This window comes from Paenibacillus sp. FSL H7-0442 (assembly GCF_038593105.1).
GTDB lineage: Bacteria > Bacillota > Bacilli > Paenibacillales > Paenibacillaceae > Paenibacillus > Paenibacillus polymyxa_D.
In genome coordinates, this window is sequence record NZ_CP151963.1 from 417,743 (window position 1) to 434,724 (window position 16,982).

Annotated in this window: 14 protein-coding genes and 1 riboswitch; of the genes, 11 read left to right on the top strand and 3 right to left on the bottom strand. The window is 48.2% G+C overall.

The window, feature by feature from the left end; all coding sequences use genetic code 11:
* The first annotated feature begins 10 nt into the window (after positions 1–10).
* The gene (locus MHH57_RS01865; RefSeq protein WP_340931217.1) at positions 11–1,807 is read left to right on the top strand and encodes a sensor histidine kinase; all 1,797 of its coding nucleotides are present in this window, start codon (positions 11–13) and stop codon (positions 1,805–1,807) included.
* Entirely contained in the window at positions 1,788–2,972 is a 1,185-nt protein-coding gene (locus tag MHH57_RS01870; protein WP_029514654.1) for a response regulator, read from the top strand. Before MHH57_RS01865 ends, MHH57_RS01870 begins: the two co-directional genes overlap by 20 nt.
* Positions 2,973–3,044: 72 nt before the next feature.
* Here MHH57_RS01870 and MHH57_RS01875 read toward each other — a convergent pair whose 3' ends face one another.
* Positions 3,045–3,950, bottom strand: coding sequence for a LysR family transcriptional regulator (locus MHH57_RS01875; protein WP_069010724.1), 906 nt, complete (start codon positions 3,948–3,950; stop codon positions 3,045–3,047).
* Between the two features lie 160 nt (positions 3,951–4,110).
* Between MHH57_RS01875 and MHH57_RS01880 the strand changes: the two genes are divergently transcribed.
* From MHH57_RS01880 to MHH57_RS01905, 6 genes are all read left to right on the top strand, one after another.
* Positions 4,111–4,701, top strand: a complete 591-nt coding sequence (locus MHH57_RS01880) for a flavin prenyltransferase UbiX (protein ID WP_069010725.1) — start codon at positions 4,111–4,113, stop codon at positions 4,699–4,701.
* A gap of 28 nt (positions 4,702–4,729) precedes the next feature.
* Positions 4,730–6,148: a non-oxidative hydroxyarylic acid decarboxylases subunit C gene (locus MHH57_RS01885; protein WP_029514657.1), complete on the top strand. Its 1,419-nt coding sequence runs from the start codon at positions 4,730–4,732 to the stop codon at positions 6,146–6,148.
* Positions 6,149–6,190: 42 nt separating this feature from the next.
* Positions 6,191–6,415 (top strand): non-oxidative hydroxyarylic acid decarboxylases subunit D, encoded by a 225-nt coding sequence (locus tag MHH57_RS01890; RefSeq protein WP_029514658.1) that lies wholly within the window; start codon positions 6,191–6,193, stop codon positions 6,413–6,415.
* Positions 6,416–6,486: 71 nt separating this feature from the next.
* Positions 6,487–6,948 (top strand): hypothetical protein, encoded by a 462-nt coding sequence (locus MHH57_RS01895; protein WP_029514659.1) that lies wholly within the window; start codon positions 6,487–6,489, stop codon positions 6,946–6,948.
* Positions 6,949–7,112: 164 nt separating this feature from the next.
* Positions 7,113–8,273: a serine hydrolase domain-containing protein gene (locus MHH57_RS01900; protein ID WP_342434758.1), complete on the top strand. Its 1,161-nt coding sequence runs from the start codon at positions 7,113–7,115 to the stop codon at positions 8,271–8,273.
* Between the two features lie 216 nt (positions 8,274–8,489).
* The gene (locus tag MHH57_RS01905) at positions 8,490–10,826 is read left to right on the top strand and encodes an Ig-like domain-containing protein (RefSeq protein ID WP_342434759.1); all 2,337 of its coding nucleotides are present in this window, start codon (positions 8,490–8,492) and stop codon (positions 10,824–10,826) included.
* A 160-nt stretch (positions 10,827–10,986) separates the two neighbouring features.
* Here the strand turns inward: MHH57_RS01905 and sdaAA are convergent, their stop codons facing one another.
* Both sdaAA and sdaAB read right to left on the bottom strand, forming a co-directional pair.
* Positions 10,987–11,886, bottom strand: coding sequence for an L-serine ammonia-lyase, iron-sulfur-dependent, subunit alpha (sdaAA, locus tag MHH57_RS01910; RefSeq protein WP_342434760.1), 900 nt, complete (start codon positions 11,884–11,886; stop codon positions 10,987–10,989).
* Entirely contained in the window at positions 11,876–12,565 is a 690-nt protein-coding gene (sdaAB, locus tag MHH57_RS01915) for an L-serine ammonia-lyase, iron-sulfur-dependent subunit beta (RefSeq protein ID WP_069010729.1), read from the bottom strand. Before sdaAB ends, sdaAA begins: the two co-directional genes overlap by 11 nt.
* A 122-nt stretch (positions 12,566–12,687) precedes the next feature.
* Positions 12,688–12,781: riboswitch (glycine riboswitch) on the bottom strand.
* A 326-nt stretch (positions 12,782–13,107) separates the two neighbouring features.
* On the opposite strand from sdaAB, the gene MHH57_RS01920 reads away from it, so the two are divergent.
* From MHH57_RS01920 to MHH57_RS01930, 3 genes are all read left to right on the top strand, one after another.
* Complete coding sequence (locus MHH57_RS01920) at positions 13,108–14,712, top strand: DUF6359 domain-containing protein (protein WP_342434761.1); 1,605 nt, start codon at positions 13,108–13,110, stop codon at positions 14,710–14,712.
* A 328-nt stretch (positions 14,713–15,040) separates the two neighbouring features.
* A complete protein-coding gene (locus tag MHH57_RS01925) occupies positions 15,041–16,072 on the top strand; it encodes an ABC transporter ATP-binding protein (RefSeq protein WP_069010731.1) in 1,032 nt (343 codons plus the stop codon).
* Positions 16,050–16,976: an ATP-binding cassette domain-containing protein gene (locus MHH57_RS01930; RefSeq protein ID WP_029514666.1), complete on the top strand. Its 927-nt coding sequence runs from the start codon at positions 16,050–16,052 to the stop codon at positions 16,974–16,976. Before MHH57_RS01925 ends, MHH57_RS01930 begins: the two co-directional genes overlap by 23 nt.
* Positions 16,977–16,982 lie beyond the last annotated feature (6 nt).

The window sequence follows — 16,982 nt, forward strand, 5'->3', positions numbered from 1 at the left end:
GCAGGGAGGTATGATGCGCCGTTTTCAATCCATTCAATACCGCTTGTTTGTTCTGTTCCTATTAAGCATGTCGGGCATTGTGCTGGCGGTCAGTCTATTATTTTACAATCGTACTACGGTGCAGTTCCATGATAAGGTCAGCGAGCTGGCGCGTAAAAATGTATCCCAGACGGCAGGACTGTTCGAATTGTTGCTCGGCAGCTATAATAGTCTCTCCAAATCAATCAGCAACAATATGGATTTGGTTCGTCTGTTGACGACGGATAATAGTGATTTACCTGCTGTCAATTACATCAACGAACGTACGATTACGAATATTCTGGGGGCTATCTATTATTCGCGTGAAGATCTGATTGGCATCCATGTCATCACAGACACAGGCAAGGTATATAACTATGGCAATTATATGAATGTCATTGATACTCATTACGAACAGACGGAATGGTATAAGGAAATTCGAAAGTCGGCGGGAAAAATTGCATGGCTGGGCGTGTATCCTCACTCTGTCATTGATCAGGTGGAAACCAGACCCGTGTTTGCGTTTGGACGGCAGCTCTATGATTTGGATGAGCACAAGCCGATTGGTATTGTCCTGTTTGAGGCTGAGCCGGGTTCTGTTTTGTCGGCTCTCCACAATTTGCGGTTAGGTACCAATAGTCAGGTATATCTGCTGGGTCATGAAAATCGAATTGTGTCGGCCACTTCCCCTGATCCGCCACCGGATTTGCGAAATCTAGAGCAGCAGGTGCCAGAGGGGGAAGTTATTGTAAATCGAAGTAATGAGAATGTTGTAATCGCTTCCAAGTTGCCGTTTGCCGACTGGTCTGTGATTAGTGTGACACCTAGTGAGGATCTGAACGTGGAGCTGGTGCAAAATCAAAGGTACCTATTTATCGTGGCACCTATACTTATTATTGTGTCGGCGTTAATTGCGTCCATCGTCTCCAGAAGCATTTCCCTTCCGCTCAAGCGAGTCATTCGGGAGATGAAGCGAGTAGAGACAGGGAATTTCCGCCATACGGTAAACACCAAATCCTATGAAGAAATCAATCAGTTAGCTACTTCCTTTAACCATATGGTAAGACGAATTGCAGAGCTAATCGAGCTGGTGCGTATATCATCGGTCAGTGAAAAAAATGCGGAGCTACACGCGCTACAGACGCAGGTCAATCCACATTTTCTGTATAATACGCTGGATATGATCTATTGGATGCTGGACGAAGAGGGACAGGATCAGCTCGGAGAGGTGATTCTCTCCTTATCCCATATGTTCCGTTACAGTAGCCATTGGGAAGAGGGGGCTGATGTAAGCCTTCGTGAAGAAGTGGAGCAGGTTGGCCACTATCTCACCATTATTCAAGCTCGGCTGGAGGGCAGGGTATCTGTAGACATTAGCATTAATGAACGATGGATGGATATCCGCTTGCCAAAAATGACCTTACAGCCCTTGATTGAAAATGCGGTGAAGCACGGACTGGAGCCTCTTCATGCGAATACAGGTGGCAAGCTGCTCGTCAGAGCGGAGGAATATGAGGGTGTATTGAGCCTGCACATCATCGACAACGGTGCAGGGATGGAGTACGAACGATGGGAGGTGGTCCAGGTCGCTTTGGCAGAACCCGGCAAACAGGCGGGCAGCGGGCAGGCGGGAGGCATCGGCCTGCAAAACCTAAATTTACGGCTACGGCACATGTTCGGAGAAGAGTACGGCCTACGGATCTCTAGCGCACCTGGGGCCGGAACAACAGCCACTGTAAGTGTGCCTCTGCCACAGAAGGAGGAGAAACATGAATATTCTGATAGCTGACGATGAAAGTATGATACGGCAGGGGATTCGGCGTACCATTGGCCAAGCTCTACCCACCTGCGGCATTCATCTCGCTGCTTCCACCGAGGAAGCAGCAGGCATTCTGGCGGAGCATCCTGTAGATATTGTATTAACTGATATCCTGATGCCTGGCATGGATGGTCTGGAATTCATGCGTATTTCTAAGCGAAAGCATCCTCATCTGCAGTGGGTTGTCATTTCGGCCCATTCCGACTTCCATTATGCACAAAGAGCAGTAAAGCTGGGTGCCAAAGACTACCTGTTAAAGCCGATTGGTAAAAGAAAGCTGCTGGAATGCATTGAAATGTTGGCAGCCGAGGCGCTTGTAGCCTCGCAGCAGGCGAACGAGGGTAGGCTTCTCAAATCCAATATGGTTTATTTGCGTGAGGCCGTTTTCCAGCGCTATGCCCTTGGATTGGATACTGGTAAGCTGGATATACAGCCTTTTGTCGAAAATTATCCGGAATTCCATCTCTTCATGGTTCGCATGGAACCTGATCACAAGCAGACACATCTGGAGCATTTTATGATTGAAAATGTACTGTCCGAACTCGTTGAGGCAGGGGGCAGCGGCTTTGTCGTTAGTCTAGACCGCCATAGTCTGCTGGGTATTGCAAGGCTAAGGAGTGAGGCAGAGGCCGCACGGCTAGAGACGTTGCTCGAATCCCATTTGAAGCGTTATGTGAAGGTGCCCCTACAAATTACACGTTCGGGTGTTCATCACAATTTTGCTTCCATACCTGAAGAGGTGGCGCGGCTAAGACGTACGCCAGAGGAGATTGCAGCCGCAGCAACGGATACAGGAGAATGTCTCCGCAAAGGCATGCATACGGTAGATGTGGCGTTGCAATACATTCGGGCTCACTTTACAGAGGAGCTGTCACTTGAAAAAGTGGCCTCAATTGTATTTTTAAATCCGGTGTATTTTAGCCAGTTATTTAAGCAAAAGACGGGACAAGGCTATAAGGATTACGTCATTTCCTTGCGTATGGAGGAGGCGAAGCGGTTGCTCAGTGATCCTCATTTGCGGCTGGCTGATATTTCAGAGCGGATCGGCTATCAGGATATGCGGCATTTTACACAGGTATTCCGGCGCAAATGTGGAATGACTCCAACCGAGTATCGACATCAGGGAGTCAAGTAAGGCGATATCAACGACCGAATGAAGGAAGTTTATCCAGCATCAGACTGTTTCAGGAGTAGAGCGGTAGAGCATCTACTCGGGAACAGTCTTTTTTGTGTTTTCAGCTTGTAGCAGTTCAACCAATTTGCGAGCTGCATTGGATAAATAACGATCCTTGCGCCATACGACGGCAGGCCGTGTGAAGGGGAACGGCTCCTTAATGGAGAGTGTGCGAAATCTGTCCCCGTATTCTTGTCCCAAGCCAGCGTCTGGAATGATGGTAATTCCCATGCCTGTGGAAACGAGCGAGAGAATGGTCGATATTTCAGGACAGTCCAGTACGACGCGCGGAACAAGATGGTGTTCCTGAAATTTGCGTATGACGGTTTCGTATAGTCCGTGTCCCTCTGTTCGGCGTCCCAGCAAGAGGTCATAGTTGGCAGCTTCTTGTAACGTAATTTCCCCACTGGGATGACGATCTGCCCATTCAGACGGAAGTACGGCAACAAAGGAAACGCCCTCCAACTCAATTGAATGGTACGATTTGTCATCTACCGGAAGCAGCAACAGGGCCAGATCCACTTTATTTTGGTGCAGCAGCTCTTCCAGATGATGTGTGTCTCCGTGTCCTATTTTAATGTATACCTCTGGATAATCTTGATGAAAGCGGCTGAGTTGTTCAGTAATCAGAGACATACAGGCGGATGACGTGCCTATAGCAAGTGTGCCGGTTACTTTGTTTTCAAACTCCCCAATTTCTCTACAGGTGTCCTCCATTTCAGCCAATAATCGTTTGGCGCGTGTATACAGTGTATACCCGGCCTCGGTAACTTCCCACTTCTTTCCTTCACGGTAAATCAGCTTTACGCCAAGCTCGTCCTCCATATTTTTGAGTTGTTGACTCAGTGGAGGCTGGGCCATGTTGAGCGTTCTGGCAGCCTTGGTGATTTGCCCATCCTCCACGATGACACAAAAGTAATACAGATGCTTCATATCCATTGGGATTCCTCCTTATTTCTAAACAACGCTTCAATTAGGATACTTTTAAAGTATGTATTACATATATTATATATATTTTTCGTGTGCAGGGAACAGGCGTATAATTTTTGACAGTAATGCATGGGTGAACATAAAACGATGGAGTGGAAGGAGGGGACATATGAAAAAAATGATTGTAGGAATATCGGGAGCGACAGGGTCGATCTTTGGTATCCGTATATTGCAACAATTACGAGAGGCTGGAGTTCAAAGCCATCTGGTACTATCCCCGTGGGCTATTGCGAACATTCCCTATGAGACAGGCTATACGGTGAAGGAAGTGGAGGCAATGGCGGATGCAGTCTACTCGTATAAGGATCAGGCTGCGCGTATTTCCAGCGGCTCCTTTCGGGTAGACGGTATGGTCGTCGCTCCTTGCAGCATGAAGACTCTTGCCTCTATTCGTATCGGTATGGCGGACAACCTGCTCACCCGATCAGCGGATGTGATGCTGAAGGAGCGAAAGAAGCTACTGCTCATGACCAGGGAAACACCATTAAGCAGTATCCATCTGGAAAATATGCTGGAGCTGTCACGTATGGGCGTGATGATCCTGCCGCCGATGCCTGCCTTTTATAATCATCCTGCAAGTATCGAGGAATTGGTAGATCATATTGTTTTTCGCGTATTAGATCAGTTCGGTATCGTCACAGCCGCAGCCAAACGATGGGATGGAATGAAGCAAACTGACTCCAGACTGCACCAGAATTGAGAAATCGAAAGACGAAGGAGAATGAATGATGGCTTATAAAGACTTTCGCGATTTTCTAAACACCTTGGAAAAAGAGGGACAACTACTCACGATCAGCGACGAGGTAAAGCCGGAGCCAGACCTGGCGGCAGCTAACAAAGCATTAAGCAATCTTGGTGATAAGACACCTGCTCTCTTTTTCAACAATATCTATGGATATACGGATGCTCGTATTGCAATGAATGTGATGGGCTCCTGGCCCAATCATGCCCTTATGATGGGAATGCCAAAAAATACGCCGCTGAAGGAGCAGTTTTTTGAGTTCGCCAGACGCTATGAACAATTTCCGGTGCCCGTGAAGCGGGAAGAAACGGCTCCTTTTCATGAAGTCGAGATTACAGAGGATATTAATTTGTTTGATATTTTGCCGTTGTTTCGTTTGAACCAGGGGGACGGAGGATTTTATCTGGACAAAGCGATTTTAGTTTCACGCGATCTGGATGACCCGGACACCTACGGTAAGCAAAATGTCGGCTTGTACCGGATGCAGGTGAAAGGAAAGAACCGTTTGGGCATCCAGCCTGTACCACAGCATGATATTGCGATCCATATCCGTCAGGCTGAGGAACGCGGCGAAAATCTGAAGGTGGCTATTGCCCTCGGATGTGAGCCTGTTATTACAACGGCTGCTTCTACACCGCTGCTGTACGATCAATCCGAATATGAGATGGCTGGGGCCATTCAGGGTGAGCCTTATCGTGTGGTCAAAGCGAAGGACGCAGATCTGGATCTGCCTTGGGGAGCCGAGGTCATTTTGGAGGGCGAAGTGTTGGCAGGTGAACGTGAGTATGAAGGTCCATTCGGTGAATTCACAGGTCACTATTCCGGCGGTCGCGCGATGCCAGTCATCCAGATTAATCGTGTATATCACCGCAAACAGCCTATCTTTGAGCATCTGTACATCGGGATGCCTTGGACGGAAACGGATTATATGATCGGTGTGAATACAAGTGTACCGTTGTTTCAGCAGCTTAAGGATGCTTTTCCTAATGAAATCGTAGCCGTTAATGCTATGTATACGCATGGGCTGGTCGCTATTATTTCCACGAAAACCCGGTATGGCGGCTTTGCGAAGGCTGTGGGAATGCGTGCGTTAACGACTCCGCATGGATTGGGGTATTGCAAGCTGGTGATTGTGGTGGACGAGGGGGTCGATCCGTTCAATCTGCCGCAAGTCATGTGGGCTTTATCCACCAAGCTTCATCCAAAGCATGATGCTGTCATTGTTCCTGGCTTGTCTATTTTACCGCTTGACCCCGGCTCTGATCCGGCAGGTATGACGCACAAAATGATACTGGATGCGACGACACCTGTAGCACCGGATATTAGAGGCCATTACTCGCAGCCGCTCGATTCCCCGCTGGGTGTAGCGGAATGGGAGAAAAAGTTGAGCCAAATGCTTCGCTAAATATTTTAAAAAAACAAAGAAAGATTAAAGGAGTGCTGACAGATGCATATTTGTCCCCGTTGTGAGTCCAATCGTTCAGAAGTTGTTTCCCATTCGCCGGTTAAAGATGCCTGGGAGGTTTTGTTGTGCCCTGTATGCCTGTTCACATGGCGAACCTCAGAACCGGATAGCATTACGGATCCAGCAAAGTATAAATCGGCGTTCAAGGTAAACCCCAAAGATATTCCGAATGCTGCTCATGTTCCTCCTATTCCAGAGCGGTTATAGGGTCGTTCGTAAGTAGCCGTAAATTATGGTACTTTGAAGTTATAGGCCAAAAGTAAAGGGGATTATACTTCATGCAGACACCAAGGATCGGTAAGGAACTGTTCACGCTACTGGACGGCAAGGCATTGGAGAACAAGCAGCATGAAGCCATGATGCTGCTGACGGTCACGGAAGATCAGTGGCCGCACATAGCGATGATTAGTGTGGGCGAAGTTGTAGCGCTGGACGAGGGGAATTTGCGTCTGGCCCTATGGCCGGGTACAACCACGACGGGCAACATGATCCGCACTGGGAAGGCGACGCTTGCGGTGTTTACCGGGGGGAAGGCGCATTATGTGCGGTTGTCACTGGAACATCTGCCTGCTTTGCCCGGAGCCAAGCATGTACGTGAGCGATTTGCGGCTCATGTTTTTGCAGCCAGAGAGGATTCGGCCCAATATGCGGATATTTTGACAGGTGTCACGGTTCGTCTCAAGGAACCGGAATCGGTGATTCATCGCTGGAAGGAAACGGTGGCTGAGCTGTTAATGTAAAGCCATCTGATTATGATAAATAATCTATGTATTTACCAAGTTTACCGTTAAAATAAATGCGAGGGAATAAGCGCTTACAAGAAATCACGCTGAACTTGTTGGAACAAGAATTAGAGCGCGAGGGGAAGCTTGTTTCTTTTGAAGGAAAAATAGGAGGGATGAATATGTCTCGTTTTGACAAGGTAGATCAGCTATTGCAACAATTTATAGTAAATGGGCCGGCAGGTTGCGGTTGTGCCATTGCCCAGAATGGTGAAGTGTTGTATGAAGGGTATCATGGATATGCTGATCTGGAAGCCGGAAAGCCAATCACTGAGGATACAGTGTATCGCTTGTTTTCCATGACAAAGGTTGTTGTCTGTGCGGCTGCACTTATGCTGTACGAACGTGGGCAATTTTTGTTGAATGAACCCTTGTATGAATATTTTCCCGAATATCGTAATGCGCATGTATTCAAAACCGCTCCTAACGGATACACCTACGTGGATAAGGAAGAGAATCCCATTTTAATTAAGCATATATTCAATATGAGTATGGGTCTTCCTTACGCTTCCGAGTCTTCAGAAACAGGAAAAGCTATGCAGAAGGCCATTGCAGGATTAAAGGAAAAGCAGGGGAAATATGACCTACGCACAGAAATTGAAGCGCTTTCTGAAGTTCCACTTGCGTTTGAGCCCGGAACACGCTGGTTATACGGATATGGTCATGATTTTGTTGCAGGCCTTATTGAAGTGATTTCAGGTAAATCAGTAGGACAATTTTTAAAGGATGAAATCTTTGATCCACTTGGAATGAACAATACAGGTTACCGTTATCGTGGAGATATTGAATCGCGGATGGCCTCCATGTATCAACGGAAAGACGCCGGAAAACTTGAAAAAATGGAGGGTTTCCTGGATGAATATCATCAGCCAGATGCTATATATGAAGGCGGAGGCGCAGGTTTATATTCGACAGTCAAAGATTACCTCACATTTGCACAAATGATGTCAAATGGCGGCACGGTAAACGGTGTGAACTTATTGGGGAGAAAAACCATTGATTTAATGCGCACCAATCATCTGAATACAGCTCAACTATCGGATTTCACCAATTCATACCATACAGGTTATGGCTATGGACTTGGTGTGCGCACGTTAATGGATAAAGCGGTTGGGCATGCAAACAGCTCGATTGGAGAATTTGGCTGGACGGGAATGGCAGGCACCTGGGTTTCTATAGATCCGAGCGAACAATTCTCCGTCGTATATATGCATCAGCTCGATCCCAATATGGAAGAGTACCATCATTTGAGAGTTCGCGCGGCAGCTTATAGCTGTTTATAAATGCGGGATTGTGGATCTGTTGTGAAAACTCTTCACTATGGCCCTGAAGATACACAAATTGTAATGTCTAAATCTTTATCAGAAATGATCTAGTTAATAAGGACCAAATTTCCCTTGAAGCCTAAACTATTCTTTTCCATATGACGACATAAAACGTAGGTATAAGGATTTTGCGAAATCCTTAATTTAAGTTTTGAAATGGGAGGGAATTAGATTTTGAAGAATAGATGGTCCGGTTTTCTGGCGTTGGTCATCCTGATTTCAAGTTTTACATCATATGCAGGGTTTGCATCTGCAGCAGAAGCAGTGCTTTCCAAGATTGTCCTTTCGTCTAACGAGGTAACTTTGCAACAGGGGGATACAGCTGCATTGACGGCTACGGCTGTTTTTAGTGATGGGACAACCTCAAATGTAACCGTAAGCACGGATTGGAAAAGTGATAACACAGCTATTGCTACTGTGTATAATGGTACAGTTTCGGCCAAGGCTGAAGGGGAAGCCACCGTGGTTGCGACCTATAAAGATAAGGTACAATCGGTTCAGGTACATGTAACGAAAAAGGTTAAGGCGCTGACATCTAGTGTACAAAGCCTGAACTTGCGTTCAAGCGGTACAGGACAGGTTGATTTGACAGCGACATACAGTGATAATACAACAGCTCAGGTTTCGGGTGATGCTACTTGGACCTCGGATAATCAAAAGGTTGCAACTGTAGTTAACGGTTTGGTTACCGCTCAGGGAGCAGGTACAGCCAATATTAAGGCCGTATATGGTCAGCAGACCGTAACCATTGCTGTACAGGTAGAGCAAGTTAAACGTCTTGATGTCAGTTCATCAGAGGTTTCTCTTTTGCTGAAGGATACTGAGAAGGTTAAACTTTCAGCGACGTTCCCGGATGGATCGGTACAGGACGTGACAGAGTCCGCTGAGTGGAGCTCCAGCAATGCAGCTGTGGCGGATGTACTGAAAGGCACCATTACCGGCTATAGCGCGGGAAAGGCGACAATTACAGGTAAATATGGCACGATGTCCGCTACGATTTCGGTGGATGTCGATCAAACGAATAAGCTGAAAGCCAGCGAATCCAATATTTTTCTCCGTCTGGATGAATCTAAAAAAATACAGGTTTCTGCTGTTTACCCGGATGGAACAGTAACGGATATCACGGATAAAGCTACTTGGGCATCAAGCGATGAAAAAATTGCAACGGTGAATAAAGGAACGATTATGGCCATCGGTGCGGGTTCGGCAACGGTGACCGCTAAGTATGGAGATAAGACCGTTTCGATCAAGACAGATGTCGAAACCTCTAGATTTCTGGATTTGAGCGAGGACAAGCTGAGCTTGAATGCCAAGGAATCCAAAAAGCTCAAGCTGACCGCAACGTACGTAACAGGTACGGAAGAAGATATCACAAGTAAGGCAGAGTGGAAGTCCAGCAATGAAGATATCGCTTTTGTCAGCGCGGGGGAAGTCACAGGTTATAAAACAGGTGAGGCTACCATCACCGCTTCTTATGGCGGCAAAACAGCTACAGCTACGGTATCCGTAAATGTACCCGGGGATCTGTCTCTGTCCTCCAAAACGGCAACAATTGATATTAATGAGGACTATACTGCAACTTTGACGGCTACTTATGCGGATGGGCGTAAGGAAGATGTAACACAGGATGCAGAATGGGCTTCAAGCGCGGAAGATATTGCCTCTGTGTCCAAAGGGACGATTACGGGTAAATCTGCTGGTAAAGCGGTTATTACAGCGACCTATAATGGCAAAAAACTAACAATTAACGTACAAGTGGGCCTTGTAGACCGTCTGGAAACAGACTCGCGTGTAATTGCGCTTGGTGCTCAGGAAACGAAGCAGCTGAAAGTAACAGGAGTTAAGAGTGGTGGTACAAAAACAGATGTAACCAAGGATGCCACCTGGACAACTAGCAATGTAAAAGTGGTTGAAGTTAGCGAAGGTTTGATCAAAGCGAATGGTAGTGGTAAGGCAACTGTGACTGCTTCATATGGCAAGCAAAACATTACGTTTACGGTAGAAGTGGACGTAGCGCAAAAGATTGAAGCGGATGCAATCGCGCTATCGCTCAAATCTGGAGATCAAAAAACCATCGCGATTGTGGTTAAATCGAGCGATGGTAAAGAAAAGGATGTTACAACCCAAGCTGAATGGAAAACGTCCAATTATAAGGTAGCCACTGTTAAAAAGGGTCAGGTTACCGCGGTCAGCTACGGTAAAGCTAACATTCAGGCGAAGTTCGGCGGGAAGATCATCAGCGTACCTGTAGATGTTGATACGCTTAAATATTTGCAAACAGACGAAGTCGCCTTGAATTTGAAGGCAGGACAGCTGGCTAAGGTTACGGCTACAGCCACGTATAAGGATGAGTCGGAGAAGGATGTTTCCAAACCGGCTGTCTGGTCCTCGTCCAGAATTATTGTGGCGACCGTCAAAGACGGTAACATTAAGGCACAGGGCAAGGGCAAAGCAGTAATTACTGTGAAATATGCAGGTAAAATGACGAAGATACAGGTAACCGTTCAGTAATCTGTAACCCGACTAAAAAGAAAAAGAGCAAGCATACGTCCAGCGACGATATGCTTGCTCTTTTCTTTATAAGGGCGAATTCTCTTTCCCTAGGACAATGTAGGGGAGAGGTAGTCGCCTTGTTTTATAGAGGAAAAGTAATTGGTTTAAAGCTTAGAAATTACGACTTATTCTTCTTGATTGATGCGTTGCGTGTAAGTGATTCGGTCAAACGCTTGCCAGTCGGCGTCTGAGCCAAGCCGCCTTTGGCGGTCTCGCGGTGCTTCGACGGCATCGCGCTGCCGACTTCAAGCATCACGTCAATGACTTCGTCAGACGGAATAGCGCTGCGCACACCCGCCAAAGCCATGTCCGCTGCGGCAAGCGCAGTCACGGCTCCCAGCCCGTTGCGCACGATGCACGGAATCTCCACGAGTCCGGCGACGGGGTCGCAAATCAGGCCGAGCGTGTTCTTAAGAGCGAGGCCCACGGCGTGAACAGCTTGTTCAGGCGTACCACCGCGCAGCTCGACCATAGCGCCAGCGGCCATCCCGATAGCTGAGCCAATCTCAGCCTGACAGCCTCCCTCCGCGCCAGAAATGAAGGAGTTGTTGGCGATCACGTAGCCAATGGCTCCAGCGGCGAATAGGCCGTTCACCATATGCTCATCATCCCAGCCGAACCGTTCCTGCGCACTGATGAACACACCAGGGATAACCCCACATGAGCCTGCGGTAGGAGTGGCGACAATGCGACCCATAGATGCATTAACCTCCGACACGGAGAGGGCATAAGCCATGGCGAGCGCGGAGGCATCACCGGAGCAGGTCTCCCCTGACCGCAGATACTCGGCCAGGCGCTTGCCGTCGCCGCCCGTCAATCCACTGCGGGATACGGTGGCTTGTGTCTGACCGCGATGAACGGCTTCCTTCATGATTTCATAATAATCAGACATTTGGCGAAAGATTTCTTCCTCCGTTGTATTCGTTTCTTGTACCTGCTCTTGAATCATCAAGCGGCCAATCGTGGTGGATTCTTCAGCGCATAAAGCGCTGATCTCATGCAGATGGCTAAACCGCATCGGATTCAGCTCCTTTTTTCAAATTAATCATCTTAATTTCATACATATGAGGTAAAGAACGCAGTTCCGCAATCAGTTCAGCTGGAGCAGAACTGTCCGTTTCAATGGCGGTGAGTGCTTCACCATCCCGGCCTTTGCGATCTACGTGCATATAGGCAATGTTAATGTGGGCCGCGCCCAGCGCTGAAGTTATTGCGCCCAATGTACCGGGCTTATCCGAGTGGAGAAGCACCAGCGTAGGCAGCTCCCCGGTCAGATTGACCCGGAATTCGTTGAGTTGCTGGACATGGATGCTGCCGCCGCCGATGGAGGAGCCCAGCAGTGTGCGCTGATCCTCGCCCTTCCACAACTCGAAACGGACGGTGTTCGGATGAGGAGCGGGGAGTCCACTGACGGCGAATTCCACGGTCATCCCGGCTTGCTCGGCCCATTGCTCGGCATCTGGAATCCGGTGATCGTCCGTATCGTAATTAAGCAGTCCTGCGATGAGCGCCAGATCCGTACCGTGTCCTTTATACGTATCGGCAAAGGAGCCGTACAGTGTCATACGGGCACGGTCAGGCTGCGCCCCGAGCCAGTGCCGGGCAACGCGTGCGAGTCGCACCGCGCCTGCGGTGTGTGAACTGGAAGGTCCGGTCATGGCCGGGCCGATAATAGAAAATACATCTTTGAAACGCATGGTGTGGCCCCCTGTATGTTCTAATACCATACTATATGGTATTTCCGCGTCTTTGCGCGGTTATGACGGTTCCTAATGCTGACGCACAATGTGAGCACAAAAAAGGACAGGATAAGGAAGTTTCCCTTATCTCTGTCCTCGTTACCTGAGAGTTTCGTGCGGTGTTCTTACCGCCTTACCCCTTGGGTGGCTTGCGCTCTCTCCAGAGTTGCGTCAGATGACGATACATGGACCTGAGAGATTATCCGCCAGCCGGGTGCTGGCGTCTTGCTCCTTCGGTGCCGCCAGAGTGTAAGCCCCCTGGACAGACTCTCCCGTCATCTTCATTCGCGTATACCGTTCTACATGTCTTTCTTAGCGTAATGTATGACGTGCTCGGTGTCAATCACAGGGTTTAATTTTTACATAAACAGGTGCATTTCCAATAAAAAAGATTAAAGTTTACATAATTATGGATGAAATCAGGAAGGAATTAGAAGATTGGCGGCTAATCTGATAGAGGACAAGTACATTTATGGAAATCATAGGAGGGATATTGACGTATGGTAAAAGGCTTGCGGTTCACAGGTTCACGCTTAAAAGGGATGCTGCATCTAGCAGCGATCGTTTCACTGCTGATCGGGATCTTCGTTCCGTTCGGTCAGGTCAAGGCAGAGGGAGCATTGACAGTAGCCGAAGCACTTCAGGGCCAAAGCAGTGGAGGTACGGTGACGGTAGAAGGTTATATCGTCGGACATGCTACCGGATCGAAAACGGCTAACTTTTCTTCTCCGTTTGCGAATGATTTTAACGTACTGATTGCCGACCAGGCCAATGAACGTAGCACGTCTAATCTATTGGATGTACAGCTGACATCCGCGTACAGAGGGCAATTTGGGCTAACAGGCCATCCTGAGCTGATTGGCAGCAAAATCCGTGTGACGGGTACACTCGGCGCCTACAATAATTTTGGTGGAGTGAAAAGCCCAAGCGCTGTTGAACTGGTGAACGGAAGCGAGCCGGGGGAACCAGGTGAACCTGGTGAACCTGAACCTGGCAACCCGGGTCAACCCGGTACTACATTGCCGGATGGAAAAGGCAAAAAGGTGCTGTTCGATAATACGCACGCACAGACCGCTGGTGCAGCAGATTGGGTCATTGAAGGCGCCTTCTCCGACTTTGCCAATGGACTGCGTAATGTAGGCTTTACGGTAGACCCATTAAATCGTCCCATTCCTTTTACTTATGGAGAGCAGGCCATAACCTATGACAAGCTGCGCCAATATGATGTGTTCATTATTGGTGAAGCGAATGTTGCCTTTAAGGCATCCGAGCAGGCTGCCCTGCTGCAATACGTGAATAACGGAGGGAGCGTCTTCTTCATCTCCGATCATTATAATGCAGATCGTAACAAAAACCGTTGGGATTCCTCCGAGGTTATGAATGGCTACCGTCGTGGAGCCTATACTAATCCGGCCAAAGGCATGACTGCAGAAGAGGCTGCATCACCGGCAATGCAAGGATTAACAAGCTCCGATTGGCTGGCGGCCAACTTTGGCGTTCGTTTCCGTTACAATGCGCTCGGTGATGTGAATGCTACCGACATTGTAGCCGCAGATCAATCTTTCGGTATTACCAAGGGTGTGCGCTCGATTGCCATGCATGCAGGATCTACGCTGGCTATTATTGATCCTACCAAGGCTAAAGGCATTGCTTACATCCCTTCAGGCACGAAAAAATGGGGTAATGCGGTAGATCAGGGGGTTTATAACGGCGGGGGCCGTGCGGAAGGACCTTATGCCGCTATCTCCAAGGTAGGCCAAGGCAAGGCAGCATTCATCGGTGATTCTTCCCCTGTAGAAGATGCTACACCGAAATATGTGCGTGAGGAAAACGGACAGTCGAAGAAGACATATGATGGCTTCAAAGAAGTGGATGATTCAACCTTCCTGGTGCAAACGGTTCAATGGCTTGCATGGAAGCAGGACTACACGAAATTGTCCGATGTGGCAGGTTTGACTCTGGATCAACCAACGAAGCTTCTGCCATTCGAAGAGCCTGCGGCGTCCACGGAACCACAGCCTGAGCCTTGGTCTGCTCCGGCAGCAGGCTACAAATGGTACGATCCTAGAACATTCAAGTCTGGCTCCTATGGAGCGGCTTCGTAAATTATATTGTCAGGAGCTCAATGTGAGCTTGGGTTAGTTAGTCGTTTGATCCCTGCTGAGGGATCAGGCGACTTTTTTTGTGATGAAAATTAACCTGTGGTTGGTTATTTCATTACATTTTGTGCCAGAAAGGCCGCACTATTGCTGGATCATTGATTTTTTAAATGATGTTGATAGCATAATCTTAATTGATATATCCATATACTGGTGATAGGATGTATTCAAATTATTCCGACAAAAACGGTATGTAATGTTCATGAGAGGTTTTAAACATCAAACATGGTGAGAATAAGCGGGACAAGACCATGGAGAATGGAGGAAGCGCGCATTGAATACCGAACCTGTGTTGGAAATTAAAGGATTATCCGTATCTTTTCGCATCCAGGATCAATATCACCCCGCAGTCGACCATCTGGATCTGACGGTCAACCCCAATGAAGTGCTGGCTGTAGTCGGAGAATCCGGCTGTGGCAAAAGCGCGTTAGCGCTTTCGATCCCGCAACTGCATGACATGGAACGCACGCGTGTAGAGGGGGAGGTCTTTTTTAAAGGAACGGACTTGAACCGTCTTTCCTCAGGGCAAATGAATAAAATCCGCGGAGCGGGAATTGGCATGATCTTTCAGGACCCGTTGACAGCACTCAACCCGTTGATGAGCATTGGCAAGCAGATTGAGGAAAATCTTGATTATCATACGTCACTATCTACGAAGCAAAAAAGGGAACGTGTGCTGGAGCTGCTGGAAAGTGTAGATATACCGAATCCAGTGCGTGTGTATGATCAGTATCCGCATGAACTGTCAGGAGGGATGCGGCAGCGTGTGATGATCGCGATTGCCATAGCTTGCCGACCTTCTCTTATTATTGCAGATGAGCCGACGACTGCGCTCGATGTAACGATCCAATCGCAAATTCTCGACTTGCTCAAACAACTTCAACAGGAGACTGGGAGCGGTATTATCCTGATTACGCACGATCTTGGTGTTGTGGCAGAAGTAGCCGACCGCGTGGTGGTCATGTATGCCGGAGAAATCGTGGAGAGCGCTGATGTTTTTGAATTATTCAGGCATCCACAGCATCCGTATACGCGTTCTTTGCTTGCTTCCATGCCGGGATCGCATACCAAGGGGGAATCACTGCATGTCATCGGCGGCATTGTTCCCTCATTACAAGATATCCCCCGCAATAGCTGCCGCTTTGCTCCACGTATTCCCTGGATTCAGCAGAGGGTGCATGAAGACCATCCCCAATTAAATGAAATTTCCCCTGGACATTGGGTCCGTTGTACATGTTATCAGCATTTTCATTTTGAAGACGAGGCAAAGGGGGAGGCTGCTCATGGCACTACTGGAGTTAAATGATTTGAGGGTGCACTATCCGGTGCGCGGTGGTTTCTTCCAGCGTGTTATCGATCAGGTGAAAGCAGTGGATGGCGTGTCGATCAGCATTGAGGCAGGCCAGACCTACGGGCTGGTGGGGGAATCTGGCTGTGGGAAAACGACGACAGGCAGGACGATCATCGGTCTAAATAAGCTGACGAGCGGACGGATTTTGTTTAAAGGAAAGGACCTTGCAGCTCTAAGTAGTAACAATCGTCATCCATTGCGTAGAGATATTCAGATGATTTTTCAGGACCCATACTCTTCGCTTAACCCGCGTAAGCGCGTATTGGATGTCATTGCTGAACCGCTGCGAAATTTTGAAAGGCTGAGTAGTGAGGAAGAACGGAGAAAAGTACAGACGTTGCTGGAAAAGGTCGGCTTGAACGCCGATGCAGCCTATAAATATCCGCATGAATTTTCCGGGGGGCAACGACAGCGGATCGGGATCGCGCGTGCGCTGACATTAAACCCCAAGCTGATCATTGCTGATGAGCCAGTGTCAGCACTGGACGTTTCCGTGCAGGCACAGGTGCTTAATTTTATGAAGGATGTGCAGCAGGAATTTAATTTGACGTATTTGTTCATCAGCCATGATTTAGGTATTATCCGCCATATGTGCGACCAAATCGGTATTATGTATCGGGGCCGTCTAGTGGAGCAGGGGAGCGAGCAAGATATTTATGAGCGTCCACAGCATCTGTATACCCAGCGCCTCATTGCAACCATTCCCAATATTGATCCTACAAAACGGCTGGAAAATGCTCGAAAAAGGCGAATGCTTTTATCCTCCTACAAAACAGAGCTACCCAAACATCTAGACGCGAGTGGAAAACCGTTTGCACTAAAATCAGTAAGTCCATCCCATCAAGTCGCACTACCATAAGGGGGG

Excerpts from the sequence above, each read along its gene's own strand:
- MHH57_RS01865 (WP_340931217.1), top strand. The coding sequence starts at position 11 with ATGATGCGCCGTTTTCAATCCATTCAATACCGCTTGTTTGTTCTGTTC.
- MHH57_RS01870 (WP_029514654.1), top strand. The coding sequence starts at position 1,788 with ATGAATATTCTGATAGCTGACGATGAAAGTATGATACGGCAGGGGATT.
- MHH57_RS01875 (WP_069010724.1), bottom strand. The coding sequence starts at position 3,950 with ATGGATATGAAGCATCTGTATTACTTTTGTGTCATCGTGGAGGATGGG.
- MHH57_RS01880 (WP_069010725.1), top strand. The coding sequence starts at position 4,111 with ATGAAAAAAATGATTGTAGGAATATCGGGAGCGACAGGGTCGATCTTT.
- MHH57_RS01885 (WP_029514657.1), top strand. The coding sequence starts at position 4,730 with ATGGCTTATAAAGACTTTCGCGATTTTCTAAACACCTTGGAAAAAGAG.
- MHH57_RS01890 (WP_029514658.1), top strand. The coding sequence starts at position 6,191 with ATGCATATTTGTCCCCGTTGTGAGTCCAATCGTTCAGAAGTTGTTTCC.
- MHH57_RS01895 (WP_029514659.1), top strand. The coding sequence starts at position 6,487 with ATGCAGACACCAAGGATCGGTAAGGAACTGTTCACGCTACTGGACGGC.
- MHH57_RS01900 (WP_342434758.1), top strand. The coding sequence starts at position 7,113 with ATGTCTCGTTTTGACAAGGTAGATCAGCTATTGCAACAATTTATAGTA.
- sdaAA (WP_342434760.1), bottom strand. The coding sequence starts at position 11,886 with ATGCGGTTTAGCCATCTGCATGAGATCAGCGCTTTATGCGCTGAAGAA.
- sdaAB (WP_069010729.1), bottom strand. The coding sequence starts at position 12,565 with ATGCGTTTCAAAGATGTATTTTCTATTATCGGCCCGGCCATGACCGGA.
- MHH57_RS01920 (WP_342434761.1), top strand. The coding sequence starts at position 13,108 with ATGGTAAAAGGCTTGCGGTTCACAGGTTCACGCTTAAAAGGGATGCTG.
- MHH57_RS01930 (WP_029514666.1), top strand. The coding sequence starts at position 16,050 with ATGGCACTACTGGAGTTAAATGATTTGAGGGTGCACTATCCGGTGCGC.